At 68.8% G+C, this 13,394-nt stretch carries 12 protein-coding genes; 11 read left to right on the top strand and 1 reads right to left on the bottom strand.

What is annotated here, in order from left to right; translation table 11 throughout:
- Positions 1-63: 63 nt before the first annotated feature.
- The 3 genes from ftsW to murC all read left to right on the top strand — a co-directional run bounded on the left by ftsW (position 64) and on the right by murC (position 3,851).
- Positions 64-1,248 carry a putative lipid II flippase FtsW gene (gene ftsW, locus ACT54L_RS04590; RefSeq protein ID WP_476084348.1) on the top strand — a complete coding sequence of 395 codons (1,185 nt, stop codon included), beginning with the start codon at positions 64-66 and terminating at the stop codon, positions 1,246-1,248.
- Positions 1,245-2,363 (top strand): undecaprenyldiphospho-muramoylpentapeptide beta-N-acetylglucosaminyltransferase, encoded by a 1,119-nt coding sequence (gene murG, locus ACT54L_RS04595; RefSeq protein WP_476084349.1) that lies wholly within the window; start codon positions 1,245-1,247, stop codon positions 2,361-2,363. Before ftsW ends, murG begins: the two co-directional genes overlap by 4 nt.
- Before the next feature lie 78 nt (positions 2,364-2,441).
- Positions 2,442-3,851, top strand: a complete 1,410-nt coding sequence (gene murC / locus ACT54L_RS04600; RefSeq protein ID WP_476084350.1) for a UDP-N-acetylmuramate--L-alanine ligase — start codon at positions 2,442-2,444, stop codon at positions 3,849-3,851.
- Here the strand turns inward: murC and ACT54L_RS04605 are convergent.
- Positions 3,809-4,270 carry a DUF2267 domain-containing protein gene (locus ACT54L_RS04605; protein ID WP_476084351.1) on the bottom strand — a complete coding sequence of 154 codons (462 nt, stop codon included), beginning with the start codon at positions 4,268-4,270 and terminating at the stop codon, positions 3,809-3,811. The two genes, murC and ACT54L_RS04605, sit on opposite strands and share 43 nt — an antisense overlap.
- Before the next feature lie 266 nt (positions 4,271-4,536).
- Here ACT54L_RS04605 and ACT54L_RS04610 point away from each other — a divergent pair, with 266 nt between their 5' ends.
- From ACT54L_RS04610 to lpxC, 8 genes are all read left to right on the top strand, one after another.
- On the top strand, positions 4,537-5,424 hold the full coding sequence (locus tag ACT54L_RS04610; protein WP_476084352.1) for a cation diffusion facilitator family transporter: 888 nt from the start codon (positions 4,537-4,539) through the stop codon (positions 5,422-5,424).
- A gap of 107 nt (positions 5,425-5,531) precedes the next feature.
- Complete coding sequence (locus ACT54L_RS04615; RefSeq protein ID WP_476084353.1) at positions 5,532-5,846, top strand: hypothetical protein; 315 nt, start codon at positions 5,532-5,534, stop codon at positions 5,844-5,846.
- A 143-nt stretch (positions 5,847-5,989) separates the two neighbouring features.
- Positions 5,990-6,934: a UDP-N-acetylmuramate dehydrogenase gene (murB, locus tag ACT54L_RS04620; protein ID WP_476084354.1), complete on the top strand. Its 945-nt coding sequence runs from the start codon at positions 5,990-5,992 to the stop codon at positions 6,932-6,934.
- A 157-nt stretch (positions 6,935-7,091) separates the two neighbouring features.
- The gene (locus tag ACT54L_RS04625) at positions 7,092-8,012 is read left to right on the top strand and encodes a D-alanine--D-alanine ligase (RefSeq protein WP_476084355.1); all 921 of its coding nucleotides are present in this window, start codon (positions 7,092-7,094) and stop codon (positions 8,010-8,012) included.
- Positions 8,009-8,944, top strand: a complete 936-nt coding sequence (locus ACT54L_RS04630; protein WP_476084356.1) for a cell division protein FtsQ/DivIB — start codon at positions 8,009-8,011, stop codon at positions 8,942-8,944. Before ACT54L_RS04625 ends, ACT54L_RS04630 begins: the two co-directional genes overlap by 4 nt.
- A gap of 32 nt (positions 8,945-8,976) precedes the next feature.
- On the top strand, positions 8,977-10,266 hold the full coding sequence (gene ftsA, locus ACT54L_RS04635; protein ID WP_476084415.1) for a cell division protein FtsA: 1,290 nt from the start codon (positions 8,977-8,979) through the stop codon (positions 10,264-10,266).
- 87 nt (positions 10,267-10,353) lie between these two features.
- Complete coding sequence (ftsZ, locus tag ACT54L_RS04640) at positions 10,354-12,075, top strand: cell division protein FtsZ (protein ID WP_476084357.1); 1,722 nt, start codon at positions 10,354-10,356, stop codon at positions 12,073-12,075.
- Positions 12,076-12,375: 300 nt separating this feature from the next.
- A complete protein-coding gene (gene lpxC / locus ACT54L_RS04645; RefSeq protein WP_476084358.1) occupies positions 12,376-13,317 on the top strand; it encodes a UDP-3-O-acyl-N-acetylglucosamine deacetylase in 942 nt (313 codons plus the stop codon).
- The last annotated feature ends 77 nt before the right edge of the window (positions 13,318-13,394 follow it).

The raw sequence follows: 13,394 nt of genomic DNA on the forward strand, positions 1-13,394 counted from the left end.
CTTAATGGCCCGTCAACCAAGCTGGGCGAAGCTGCGTGCCTGATTTGGCCGGAGTTTGCCCCGATGATGTCGCGCGCCGATCGCACCGTGCTCAGCGAGTGGTGGTGGACGGTGGACCGCCTGCTGCTGGGCGCCCTGTTCACCCTCATGGTGATCGGCGTGGTGCTGTGCCTTGCCGCCAGCCCGCCGGTGGCCGCACGCCTCGGCATCAACGACCCCTTCCACTTCGTGAACCGGCAGGTCTTCTTCCTGATCCCCGCCGCCATCGTGATGGTGCTGACCTCCTTCATGACGCCCCGCAGCATCCGCAGGGTGTGCGTCGTCATCTTCGCCATCTTTCTGGCCTTGCTGTTCGCGACGCTCCTCTTCGGCCCGGAGGTGAAGGGCGCGCGGCGCTGGCTGGTGCTGGCGGGCATCACCGTGCAGCCCTCCGAATTCCTTAAGCCGGCCTTCGTGGTTTTGGCCGCCTGGTTGTTCTCCGAAAGCGGCAAGCGGCCGGAAATGCCCGCGCAGGCGCTGGCGGTGGGCCTTCTGGGCATCGTGTTGGTGCCCTTGATCCTACAGCCGGACTTCGGCCAGACCATGCTGGTCTGCCTGGTCTGGGGCGCGCTGTTCTTCCTGGCGGGGCTGCGCTGGATCTGGATGGTGGGCCTTGTCGGCCTGAGCGTCGGCGGGATTTTTCTGGCCTACCACGTGGTCCCGCACGTGCGCAAACGCATCGACCGCTTCCTCGACCCCGCCTCCGGCGACACCTACCAGATCGACACGGCGCTGGAGAGCTTCCGCCATGGCGGCTGGTTCGGCCAGGGGCCGGGCGAAGGCACGGTGAAGCGCATCCTGCCCGACGGCCACACCGACTTCGTCTTCGCCGTGGCGGCGGAGGAATTCGGCATCATCCTGTGCCTCATCCTCCTTTCGCTGTTCGCCTTCATCATCCTGCGCAGCCTCACCCGCGCGCTGGACGAGCAGGACCCCTTCGCCCGCTTCGCCGCCACCGGCCTGGCGCTGCTGTTCGGCCTCCAGGCCTGCATCAACATGGCGGTGAACGTGCACCTCATGCCCGCCAAGGGCATGACGCTGCCCTTCATCTCCTATGGCGGCTCCTCGCTCATCTCCATCGCCTTCGGCATGGGCATGCTGCTGGCCTTGTCCCGCCGCCGTCCCGGCGCCGCCGCGCTGGCGGCGTTGAGCGAAGGCTCGCATGAGCCGGCCTCGTCCCGCGGCGCCAGCCCGGCGGGCGCGGCATGAGCGCAGGTCCCATTCTGCTGGCCGCCGGGGGCACCGGCGGCCATCTTTTCCCCGCCGAGGCGCTGGCCGCCGCGCTCGCTGCGCGCGGCCTGACGGTGGATCTGGTCACCGATACCCGCGCGGCCAAATATGCCGGCCATTTCCCGGCGCGCGCGCTCCATGTGCTGCCCGCAGACACCGTGCGCGGGCGCTCGCCCATCGCGCTCGCCCGCACCGCCTTCACCCTGGCGTCCGGCTTCGTGGCGGGCCTCGCCTTGCTGCGGAAGGTGCGCCCCACCGTGGTGGTGGGCTTTGGCGGCTATCCGACCTTGCCGCCGGTGATGGCCGCCACCGTCCTGCGCATCCCCACCCTCATCCATGAGGCGAACGGCGTCATGGGCCGCGCCAACCGGCTGCTGGCCGGCCGGGTCACCGCCATCGCCACCGGCTTCGACGGCGTCACCGACGCCGACCCGGCGCTGGCCGCGAAGACCGTGCGCACCGGCAATCCGCTGCGCCCCGCCGCCATTGCCGCCGCGTCCGTTCCCTATGTAGCGCCGGAAGCGGGCGGTCCGATCCATCTCCTCGTCTTCGGCGGCAGCCAGGGTGCGCGCGTCATGTCCGACGTGGTGCCGCCGGCGCTGGAAAAGCTCGACCCGACCTTGCGGGCGCGCCTCTACGTGGTGCAGCAGGCCCGCGAGGAAGACCTCCCCCGCGTGCGCGACACCTATGCCCGCATCGGCGTTGCCGCCGAGGTGGCGCCCTTCTTCCAGGATCTGCCCGCCCGCATGGCGGCGGCACAGCTTGTCATTTCGCGCTCGGGCGCCTCGACGGTGGCGGAACTGGCGGCGCTGGGCCGCCCCGCCCTTCTGGTGCCCCTGCCCAATGCCCTCGACCAGGACCAGGCGGCCAATGCCCGCTCCCTGGAGCGCATCGGCGGCGCCCGTGTGATGCCGCAGGCCAATTTCACCCCGGACACGCTGGCGCAGGCCCTTGCGGAACTGGCAGGCAACCCCGCCGCATTGACAGCCATGGCGGAGGCGGCCAGAAGCGCCGGCGCGCTCGATGCCGCCGAACGGCTCGCCGACCTCGTGGCGCGCCTGGCGGCCGGCCAGCCGGCCCGCGCCTCTCTTTAAGCCGGGGCAACCGACCCCGGCACCCGATTTCAGGCGACAGCGGCGCACCCGCTGGCGCCGGCACCAAGGACACGCAGGATGAAGCTCCCCCAAGCCCTCGGCTCGATCCACTTCGTCGGCATCGGCGGCATCGGCATGAGCGGCATTGCCGAGGTGCTGCACAATCTGGGCTACCAGGTGCAGGGCTCGGACGTGTCCGAGAGCGCCAATGTGAAGCGCCTGCGCGATAAGGGCATCACCGTCCAGATCGGCCATGCGGCTGAAAACGTGGCCGATGCCGGCGTCGTGGTGGTGTCCTCCGCCATCAAGCGCGACAATCCCGAGCTGATGGCCGCCCGCGCCCGCCGCCTGCCGGTGGTGCGCCGGGCGGAGATGCTGGCCGAGCTGATGCGGCTGAAAAGCTGCGTCGCCATTGCCGGCACCCACGGCAAGACCACCACCACCTCCCTGGTGGCCACCTTGCTCGATGCCGGCGCCATGGACCCCACCGTCATCAATGGCGGCATCATCAATGCCTATGGCACCAATGCGCGCCTGGGCGATGGCGAATGGATGGTGGTGGAGGCGGACGAGAGCGACGGCACCTTCCTGAAGCTGCCGGCCGAGGTGGCCATCGTCACCAATATCGACCCCGAGCATCTCGATCACTTCAAGACCTTCGACAAGGTGCAGGACGCCTTCAAGGCCTTCGTGGAGAACGTGCCCTTCTATGGCTTCGCCGTCATGTGCATCGACCATCCGGTGGTCCAGGCCATGGTGGGGCGCATCGAGGACCGGCGCATCATCACCTATGGCGAGAACCCGCAGGCGGACGTGCGGCTCGTGGATGTGGACCTGAAGGGCGGCATCACCAAGTTCGGCGTGGTGTTCCGCGACCGGGCCGGAAACGTGGTCCACCGCATTGACGGCCTGCGCCTGCCCATGCCCGGCCGCCACAATGCGCTCAACGCCACCGCCGCCATCGCGGTCGCCCATGAGCTGGGCGTGTCGGACGCGCGCATCGTGGAGGCCCTGTCCCAGTTCGGCGGCGTGAAGCGACGCTTCACCCGCACGGGCGAATGGAACGGCGTCACCATCTTCGACGATTACGGCCACCATCCGGTGGAGATCGCCGCCGTGCTGCGCGCCGCCCGCGCCGCCACCGACGGACAGGTGATCGCGGTGGTGCAGCCGCACCGCTATTCCCGCCTCGCCTCCTTGTTCGACGACTTCTCCACCTGCTTCAACGACGCCGACCATGTGATCGTCGCCCCCGTCTATGCGGCGGGCGAGGCGCCCATCGAGGGGGCGGACCGGGATCACCTGGTGCAGGGCCTGCGGGCCCGCGGCCATCGCTCGGTGATGGCGCTGGAAGGCCCGGAGGCGCTGGCCGGCATGTTGGGCAAGCTGGCCCGGCCGGGCGACTATGTGATCTGCCTCGGCGCCGGCACCATCACCCAATGGGCCTATGCGCTGCCCGAGGAACTGGCCAAGCTGCCGCCGGCCTGATCCACCGACCAGAAGTCCCGCGCCTCCACCGGCAAGCGATCCAGCACCGCATCGAAGGCGGCCGCGTCCACATGGCGGCGCAAGGCGCGGGCGGTGTCGGCGATGCAGGTCTCCGGTGCGAAATTATGGTGGCGCCGCAGCGCCTGCGCCTCCCGTGTCCAGTCCGCGCGGTCGCCGAACGGCGCGCGCGGGGCGTCGGGGTCCCAATCGGCCACGAAAATGGCCCGCAGCACCGGGGGCAGCACCCCGGCGAAGCGGAGCGCATCGGCCAGCGACAGCCGCCGCCGGAAGGTGAGCAGCACCGCCTGCACCATGGTGTAGACTTGGTTGCGGGTGGCAAGGCCGGAGGTCTCCCGCGCATCGGCGAGGAAGCGCTCGAAGTCTTCCGTCGTGTGCTGGTACTCCAGGGGCATGGGCATGAGCGGCTCCCCGATGGCTGCGTCCGCGCGTCCCCGGCTGGCGCGGCGAATGGGCCAAGGCTCCGCCTACAGAAAGGACGGGGCGCCCGGCCGGTCAACCCGCCCCGCTTCCCGGTGTTGCCGAATGCAGATGCAACCCCTGGGATTCCAGCCCCCGTCCTCCCCGCTGTCCACCGCCAGCGGGAGCTTTGCCCTTGCAACAGTTGCGCTGCCCCCCCGGAGGGGATAGGTCAAAGGCCGTTTCAACGACCCTGGGCGCGATTTCGATGAACCGTACCGTTGTGGTGGCGGCGGCGAGCGTCGTCATCGGCATTCTCGTTCTCGCGCTGAAGGGGGCGGCCTGGTGGGTCACGGGCTCCGTGGCGCTTCTGTCCGACGCGCTGGAGAGCATCATCAATGTGGCGGCCTCGCTGGCCGCTCTGGTGGCGCTGAACATCAGCCAGCGGCCCGCCGACGACAACCACCAGTATGGCCACCACAAGGCGGAGTACATCTCCGCCGTGTTGGAAGGCGTGCTCATCGTAGTGGCCGCGGGCTCCATCCTGCGGGAATCCTATTACGGCCTGTTGGACCCTCACCTGCCCGAGCAGCCCTTCCAGGGCATGCTGCTGAACGGCATCGCCACCATCATCAATGCCGTCTGGTGCGTGGTGCTGCTGCGCACCGGCCGCAAGTGGCGCTCGCCGGCCCTGGTGGCGGATGGCAAGCACCTGATGACCGACGTGGTCACCTCCGGCGGCGTGCTGGCGGGCTTCGTGCTCGTGCCGCTCACGGGATGGCCCATCCTCGATCCGCTGCTGGCCGGCATCGTCGCCCTCAACATCCTGTGGACCGGCTGGGCGCTGATGCGCGACTCGGTGGGCGGCCTGATGGATGCCGCGCCGCCGGCGGACGTGGTGGCGCGCATCCGCGAGCTGGTCTCGCTCCATGCGGACGGCGCGCTGGAGGCCCACGACCTACGCACCCGCCATGCGGGCCGCATGACCTTCGTGGAATTCCACCTGGTGGTGCCCGGCGAGATGACGGTGGCCGCCGCCCACGAGATCTGCGACCGCATCGAGAGCGCGTTCGAGGCGGACATGGAGGACATGGTCATCACCATCCATGTGGAGCCGGAAGGCGAGGCCAAGCACAAGGGCGTGGTGGTGCTCTGACCGCAGAGCAATTTTCTCGGTAAAATTACACAACGCACACGCAAGGATTGCACAAAGGCAAAAGCCGGCCTATCTTGCCCCTTATACAACCTATGGGGGTATATCACATGACTGCACCAGCCATCTCTTGGGGAACCATCGCCGCCGACGGGTCCATCACCTCCGGCAGCGCAGATTTCAAGGTCACGAAAACCGCGGTAGGCGTGTATAATATCAACTTCAACCACAACTTCAGCGCCATTCCCGCCATCTCTGGATCCCAGACCCGGCTCGGGTCGCAGGCCGAATGGCCGACGGACAATGTCGTGTTTCCCTTCCTGACCGAGAATTCGGCCACTGCCGTCACAGGCGATGGCTCCGCTGGCGGCAATCATTCGGACCGGTCCTTCTCCTTCATCGTCGTCGGCGTCAGAACCGTGTGAGGTCCGCCACCCTCTGCATGCGGGCCCGTTGGCCCTTGGTCGGGCACGTGGGGGTCACGCCCTTCGCGCCCGGCCACAATCTGCGGTTGCCTGCACCGATGTCCGCATTGGCTTTGCCGGCGAGACCGGCTAAAGCCTGAGCCATGGCTCATCGCTCCGCCCCCGCTCCGGCCACAGCTTTCGCCGATCTCACGCCCGCCTTGAACGCCGCCCTGCCCTCACTGCGCGGGCGGCTGACGGCCAATGAGCCGCTGGCGAACCTCACCTGGTTCCGCGTGGGCGGGCCGGCGCAGGTGCTGTTCGCCCCGGCGGACGAGGATGACCTCGCTTATGCGCTCGCCGGCTTTCCCGCCGACCTGCCGGTGACCGTGATCGGGCTCGGCTCCAACCTCATCGTGCGCGACGGCGGGGTGCCCGGCATCGTCATCCGCCTGGGGCGCGGCTTTTCCGACATTGCGGTTGAGGGCACCCGGGTGCGGGCCGGGGCGGGCGTTCCAGACGTGAAGGTGGCGCGGGCGGCAGCGGATGCGGGGCTGAAGGGCCTCGCCTTCCTGCGCGGCATTCCCGGCGCCATTGGCGGGGTGCTGCGCATGAATGGCGGCGCCTATGGCGGGGAGACCAGGGACGCCCTCGTCTCCTGCCGCGCGGTCTCCCGCGACGGGCGGGTCCGCACGCTGACCAACGCCGAAATGGGATTCACCTATCGCCATTGCGCCGTGCCAGACGACTATATCTTCACCGAGGCCCTGTTCCGCTGCGAGCCCGGCGACCCGGCGGAGATCGCGGCGGAGATGGAGCGCATCACCTCGGCGCGCGAGGCCACCCAACCCATCAAGAGCCGCACCGGCGGCTCCACCTTCAAGAACCCTCCGGGCCAGAAGGCCTGGCAATTGGTGGATGCGGCCGGCTGCCGGGGGCTGACCCTCGGCCGGGCGCAGGTGTCGGAGCTGCACACCAATTTCCTCATCAATCTGGGCGGCGCCACCGCCGCCGAGATCGAGGGCCTGGGCGAGGAGGTGCGCCGGCGCGTGCGCGAGGCCTCCGGCATTTCCCTTGAGTGGGAAATCAAGCGAATCGGTCTCGCCTGACGCGCGCCGGGAAAAAGACACCGGCAAATCCCCGCGATCCCGTCCTGCTCTTAGGGAATTGGAAGCAAGCGCTGCGCTCTAATGGCGCCGCCCGCTGCGGCCCGTGGACGCGATTCCGCGCGGAGAGCGGCGGCGCGGGGCAAGGCGAAGGGCGATCATGGCGAAGCATGTGGCGGTTCTGATGGGCGGATGGTCCGCCGAGCGCGAGGTCTCCCTGCGCTCCGGCGCGGCCTGCGCCAAGGCGCTGGAGAGCGCCGGCTACACGGTCACCCGCGTGGACGTGAAGCGCGATGTCGCCGAGGAACTGGCCCGCCTGAAGCCCGATGTCGCCCTTAACGTGCTGCATGGCCGGCCCGGCGAGGACGGCACCATTCAGGGCATCCTGGAAATCCTGCGCATTCCCTATTCCCATTCCGGCGTGCTGGCCTCCGCCCTCGCCATGGACAAGGCCCAGGCCAAGATCGTGATGGCGGCGGCCGGTGTGCCCGTCGCCGCCGGCCGCGTGGTCTCCCGCGCCGAGGCCGCCAAGGCCCATGTGATGGAGCCGCCTTATGTGCTGAAACCCGTGGCGGAAGGCTCCAGCGTCGGCGTCTTCATCGTCCGCGAGGGCCAGGAGCATCCGCCGCAGGAGCTGTTCCGGCCCGACTGGAAGCACGGGGAAATGCTGCTGGCGGAACGCTTCATCCCCGGCATGGAGCTGACCTGCGCGGTGATGGGCGACGAGGCCTTGGGTGTGATCGAGATCGAATCCACCCAGGCCTTCTACGATTATGAATCCAAATATGCGCCCGGCGGCTCGCAGCACATTCTTCCGGCTCGGATTTTACCTGAAATTTACCAACAAGTGCGGATACTTACATTGAAGGCGCACAAGGCGCTGGGATGCCGGGGCGTCTCCCGTGCGGACTTCCGCTTCGATGATCGCACCGGCGATGCGAGCGGGCTGGTCTGCCTGGAGGTCAACACCCAGCCCGGCATGACGGAAACCTCCCTTGTGCCCGATTTGGCGGTCCATGCGGGCCATACGTTCAGCGAGCTTGTGACATGGATGGTCGAGGACGCGTCCCTGGACCGGTGAGCGCCCCCCGCGGCGACGCACCGACCCGCCGGCCGGCACGTCCGCCGGCCCCTCCCCGCGAACCGGCGCCCGCCAGCCGCACCGCTCTCTTCCTGCGGCGCATGACGGTGCGCCTGTCCTCCTCCCGCCTGGGCCGGCGCGGCGCGAGCCTGCTGGCCACCCTCGTCATCGGCGGCTTCACCGCCTATGGCGTGGTGCTCGGCGGCCATGTGGAGGAAGCCCGGGAATTCGTGGTGGATATTGGCGATGCGGCGGCCAACGTCGCCGGCTTCAAGGTCAAGCAGGTCAATCTGTCCGGCCAGAATCACGTCACACCCCAGGAGATCCTGGCCACCGCCGGCATCAAGCCCACCACCTCCATCCTGTTCGTGGACGCGGACGCCACCCGCGCCGAACTGGAATCCCTGCCCTGGATTGCCAGCGCCTCGGTGCGCAAGATCTACCCTGACCGCATCGATATCGTGATCGTGGAACGCGAGGCCTATGCGCTCTGGCAGATCAACGGCCAGATCAAGGTCATTGCCCGCGACGGCATGCCCATCGCGCCCTATTCGGATGATCCGCGCTACGTGAACCTGCCCATCGTCGTGGGCGAAGGGGCGGAAAAGCGCGTCGTCGAGATCGTCGAGGCCCTCGCCCGGGTGCCGGCGCTGCGCGATCAGGTGCGCGCCGCCATTCTGGTGGCCGACCGGCGCTGGACGCTGAAACTGCGCAACGGCATCGACGTGCGTCTGCCCGAGGACGGGCTCGACAAGGCGCTCCTGCAACTGGCGGACCTGGACCGGGACAAGCGGCTTTTGACCCGCGACATCACCATCGTCGACCTGCGCCTGCCCGACCGGGTGGTGGTGCGCCTGTCCGACGCGGCGGCGGACGCCCGCATGCAGATGCTGAAAGCCAAGGCCAAGGCGAAGAAGGGAGGACCGGCGTGAGACATCGTCTGGCTCAGGGTTTCGCGCCGAAGATGCGCCCGATCGCCCCCAAGAAGAGCGGCATCATCGCGGTCCTCGACATCGGCACCAGCAAGATCGTCTGCGCCATCGCGCGGCTGAAGCCCCGTGGCGCCTCCGACGTGCTGCGCCGGCGCACCCATTCCATCGACGTGCTCGGCATCGGCCACACCCGCGCCCATGGGGTGAAGGGCGGCGCCATCGTCGACATGGCCCGCGCCGAGTTGGCCATCCGCCAGGCCGTGGACATGGCCGAGCGGGCTTCCGGCGTGCAGATCGCCTCGGTGATTCTCGCCGTCTCCGGCGCCCGTCTCGCCTCCCAGCATTACGAGGCGGCGGTGCGCCTGACCTCGCCGGCGGTGGAGGAATTCGACATCCGCCGCGTGCTGGAAGCCGCCTCCACCTATGCGGTGGGCGACGGCCGGGCGGTGATGCACGCGCTGCCCGTCGGCTATTCGCTGGACGGACGCTCGGGCATCGGCGAGCCCTGCGGCATGCTGGGCCGGGAGCTCGGCGTCGACATGCACGTGGTCACGGGCGACCTGACCTCCTTGAAGAATCTGGTGCTGTGCGTGGAGCGCTGCCATCTGGGCATCGAGGCCATGGTGGCCGCGCCTTATGCCGCAGCCCTGTCCTCGCTCACCGACGACGAGATGGAACTGGGCGTCACCCTCATCGACATGGGGGCGGGCACAACAACCTTCTCCATCGTCTCGGGCGGCCACTGCATTTATGTGGACGGCATCGCGGTGGGCGGCCAGCACATCACCAATGACGTGGCCCGCGGCCTGCCCGCCCGCCTTGCCGATGCCGAACGGCTGAAATGCCTGCACGGCGCCGTGGTGGCGGTGTCCTCCGACGACCACGACATGCTCACCATTCCCCCGCTTTCGGGCGACGAGCGCGACCAGCCCAACATGGTGCCCAAGGCCCGCCTCGTGACCATCGTGAAGCCACGGGCGGAAGAGATCGTGGAACTGATTCGCGATCGCCTGAAGGCCTCCGGGCATGCGGGCGATGCGGGACGGCGGCTCGTCCTCACCGGCGGCGCCGCGCAATTGCAAGGACTTGCAGATCTGATGGGACGAATCATCGGTCCTCAGGTCAGAATCGGACGTCCCCTCGGCGTCTCCCGTCTGCCGGAAGCGGCGCGTGGCGCGGCCTTCGCGGTGGCGGCGGGCCTGATGGTCTATCCCCAGGTGGCGGGGCTCGAACATTTCGAGCCGCGCCGTCGCCAGGCGGTGGGCGCGGACGGGGGCACCTATTTCGGCCGCGTTGGACGCTGGCTGAGGGACAGCTTTTAGAGATGGTTAACGAGATTCGCCTTAACTGTTCGGCGAGCCTCGGATTCGGACGGCGGCACGGCGCTTCGGGCGCGACGGAGTGAGAAAATGTCGATCAACCTTCAGATGCCCGACATTCGGGAGTTGCGGCCCAGGATCACCGTGTTCGGCTGCGGTGGCGCCGGCGGCAACGCGGTGAACAACATGATCACCGCCGGTCTTACCGGCGTCGAGTTCGTGGTGGCCAACACCGATGCGCAGGCCCTGTCCCTCTCCAAGGCCGAGCGCCTGGTGCAGATGGGCGTCGCCGTGACCGAGGGTCTGGGCGCGGGCTCGCAGCCGGAAGTCGGCCGCGCGGCGGCTGAAGAAGTGATCGACGAGATTCGCGACCACCTGTCCGGCTCCCACATGGTCTTCATCACCGCCGGCATGGGCGGTGGCACCGGCACCGGCGCTGCTCCCGTCGTCGCCCGCGCCGCCCGCGAGCTCGGCATCCTGACGGTGGGCGTGGTCACCAAGCCCTTCCACTTCGAGGGCCAGCGCCGCATGCGCGTCGCCGAGCACGGCATCAACGAGCTGCAGAAGACCGTCGACACGCTGATCGTCATCCCGAATCAGAACCTGTTCCGGGTCGCCAACGAGAAGACCACCTTCGCCGACGCCTTCGCCATGGCCGACCAGGTGCTCTATTCGGGCGTCGCCTGCATCACCGACCTGATGGTGAAGGAAGGCCTCATCAACCTCGACTTCGCCGACGTGCGCGCCGTCATGCGCGACATGGGCAAGGCGATGATGGGGACGGGCGAAGCCTCCGGCGACAAGCGCGCCATCCAGGCGGCCGAGGCGGCCATCGCCAACCCGCTGCTGGACGAGACCTCCATGCGCGGCGCCGGCGGCCTGCTCATCTCCATCACCGGCGGCAATGACATGACGCTGTTCGAGGTGGACGAGGCGGCGACCCGCATCCGCGAGGAAGTGGACCCCGACGCCAACATCATCCTGGGCGCCACCTTCGACCAGTCGCTGGACGGCATCATCCGCGTGTCCGTGGTGGCCACCGGCATCGATCCGGCTGTCATCCCCGAGCAGATCCAGTATCGCGGCGAGAGCGCCCCGGACCTGCAGGGCCGCAAGATGTCCAACGCCGGCCGCGCCGCCGTGGAAGCCGCCCGCGAATCGCAGATCCGCAATGCCGTGGCGTCCATCTCGGCCGAGGACCTGATGGCCCTCGACAGCCTCGCCGCCTCTGCGCCCGCCCCCACCACCCAGCGGCCGATGGCTCCCGAGCCCGCGCCCCAGCAGGCCGTCGCCATTGACGACGTGACCATCCGCGCGGCGGCGCCGAAGCCCTCTTTTTTCGCCGAACCTGAGCCGCAGGCTCCGCCTCCACCGGCCCCGGTGGAAGACGAGTTTGCGCCCTACATCCCCCCGCAGGCCCAGCGGCCGCGCGCGCCCCGCATGCCCCGCGTGGACGAGCTGCCCATGCCCGCGCAGAACCAGATCCGCGCCCAGCGCGGTGAGCCGCCGGTGGAGCAGAAGCGCATGACGCTGCTGCAGCGCCTTGCCCATGTGGGCATCGGCCGCCGCGACGAGGAGCCAGAGCCCGCCCCGCAGCAGCAGGCGCCCCGCCGCGACCAGCCCAGCATGCGCGGCCCCGATCCCCGCACCGCCCCCCGGCCGGCTGGCCGTCCCGGCGATCCGGTGTCGGAATTTGCCAAGCGCCCGGCCACCCGCCCGGCGGCAGAGGTACCCACGCGCCACGCCCCCCAGGCCGGCCATGACGACGACCAGCTGGAGATTCCCGCCTTCCTGCGTCGCCAGGCCAACTGAGCACCGCGCTCCGATTCGCTCACAGCGCGTGTAACACTGCCCTTGCGCCCGGACGAACATCCGGGCGCAAGTGTTTGATAACTAAAAATAAACGAAGTTCCTGCGTCGGTAACAGCCGGTAAGCAAGCGTGATTTGGCGCGGCGCAGCAAGGCGACTAGGTTCACCCTCGAACCGATCAGTTCGCCGGCGGGAACACCCTTTGGGATGACACCCATCAAGCACGGCGGATTTGGGATGGTGCGGTGAAACTTTAGGGGCGGAAGTGCGACGGCGAGAGCCGCGGCGGCTTCCGAGGCGGAATGGCTCGCGAGATGCAGACGACCCTGGCCGGAGAGGCCACGCTCAAGGGCGTGGGCGTTCACGGCGGCATCGAAGCCACCCTCACCCTCAAGCCCGCCGCCCACGACACCGGCATCGTCTTCATCCGCACCTTCGCCGACCAGGCGCCCCGCAAGGTGTCCGTCTCCCGCCAGTCGGTGCAGGCCACGGAGCTGGCCACCGTGCTCGGCGACAAGTCCGGCATCCTGGTCTCCACCGTCGAGCATGCCCTGGCCGCCTTCACCGGCCTCGGCGTCGACAATGCGGTGATCGAGATCGACGGCCCGGAAGTTCCGATCCTGGACGGCAGCGCCGCCCGCTTCGTGGACGCCATCGAGCAGGCCGGCGTGGTGGAGCTGTCCGCCCGCCGCAAGTATCTCAAGGTGCTGAAGCCCATCCGGGTGGAAGCCGGCGCCTCCTTCGGCGAGCTGCTCCCCTATGATGCGGGCTTCCGCCTCGAGGTGGAGATCGAGTTCGCCAACGCCCTCATCGGCCGCCAGCGCTTCGCCGCCAACCTCACCCCCGCCGTGTTCCGCAAGGACCTGGCCGCCGCCCGCACCTTCGGCTTCCTGAAGGACGTGGAGCGCCTGCGCGCCGCCGGCTATGCCCGCGGCGCTTCGCTGGACAACACGGTCTGCGTGGGCGACGACGGCATCCTCAACGAGGACGGCCTGCGCTTCCAGGACGAGTTCGTGCGCCACAAGGCCATGGACGCGGTGGGTGACCTCACCCTCGCCGGCCTGCCCCTGCTGGCGCGCTACCGCTCCTTCCGCGGTGGCCACAAGCTGAACTTCCAGGTGGTGGACGCCCTTTTGGCTGATCGCTCCGCCTTCGCCATCGTCGAGGCCCCCGCCCGCAGCCGCCGCGAGGGCGCGGAATTGGCCATCGGCAGCCCGGTCCTGGCCTTCGCGCCCGAGCTTTGAGCGCCCGGCGCTTCGCCAGCGCCCGCGCCGACGCCCGTGGCTGGACCATCGTGTTTTGCAAAAAAGCCGGCCGAACC

This window comes from Aquabacter sp. DMC10 (genome assembly GCF_056314145.1).

Coding starts and splice junctions, on each gene's coding strand:
- murB (WP_476084354.1), top strand. CDS start 5,990: ATGGCTCATCGCTCCGCCCCCGCTCCGGCCACAGCTTTCGCCGATCTC.
- murG (WP_476084349.1), top strand. CDS start 1,245: ATGAGCGCAGGTCCCATTCTGCTGGCCGCCGGGGGCACCGGCGGCCAT.
- ftsW (WP_476084348.1), top strand. CDS start 64: ATGATGTCGCGCGCCGATCGCACCGTGCTCAGCGAGTGGTGGTGGACG.
- ACT54L_RS04610 (WP_476084352.1), top strand. CDS start 4,537: ATGAACCGTACCGTTGTGGTGGCGGCGGCGAGCGTCGTCATCGGCATT.
- ACT54L_RS04625 (WP_476084355.1), top strand. CDS start 7,092: ATGGCGAAGCATGTGGCGGTTCTGATGGGCGGATGGTCCGCCGAGCGC.
- murC (WP_476084350.1), top strand. CDS start 2,442: ATGAAGCTCCCCCAAGCCCTCGGCTCGATCCACTTCGTCGGCATCGGC.
- ACT54L_RS04615 (WP_476084353.1), top strand. CDS start 5,532: ATGACTGCACCAGCCATCTCTTGGGGAACCATCGCCGCCGACGGGTCC.
- ftsZ (WP_476084357.1), top strand. CDS start 10,354: ATGTCGATCAACCTTCAGATGCCCGACATTCGGGAGTTGCGGCCCAGG.
- ACT54L_RS04605 (WP_476084351.1), bottom strand. CDS start 4,270: ATGCCCATGCCCCTGGAGTACCAGCACACGACGGAAGACTTCGAGCGC.
- ftsA (WP_476084415.1), top strand. CDS start 8,977: ATGCGCCCGATCGCCCCCAAGAAGAGCGGCATCATCGCGGTCCTCGAC.
- lpxC (WP_476084358.1), top strand. CDS start 12,376: ATGGCTCGCGAGATGCAGACGACCCTGGCCGGAGAGGCCACGCTCAAG.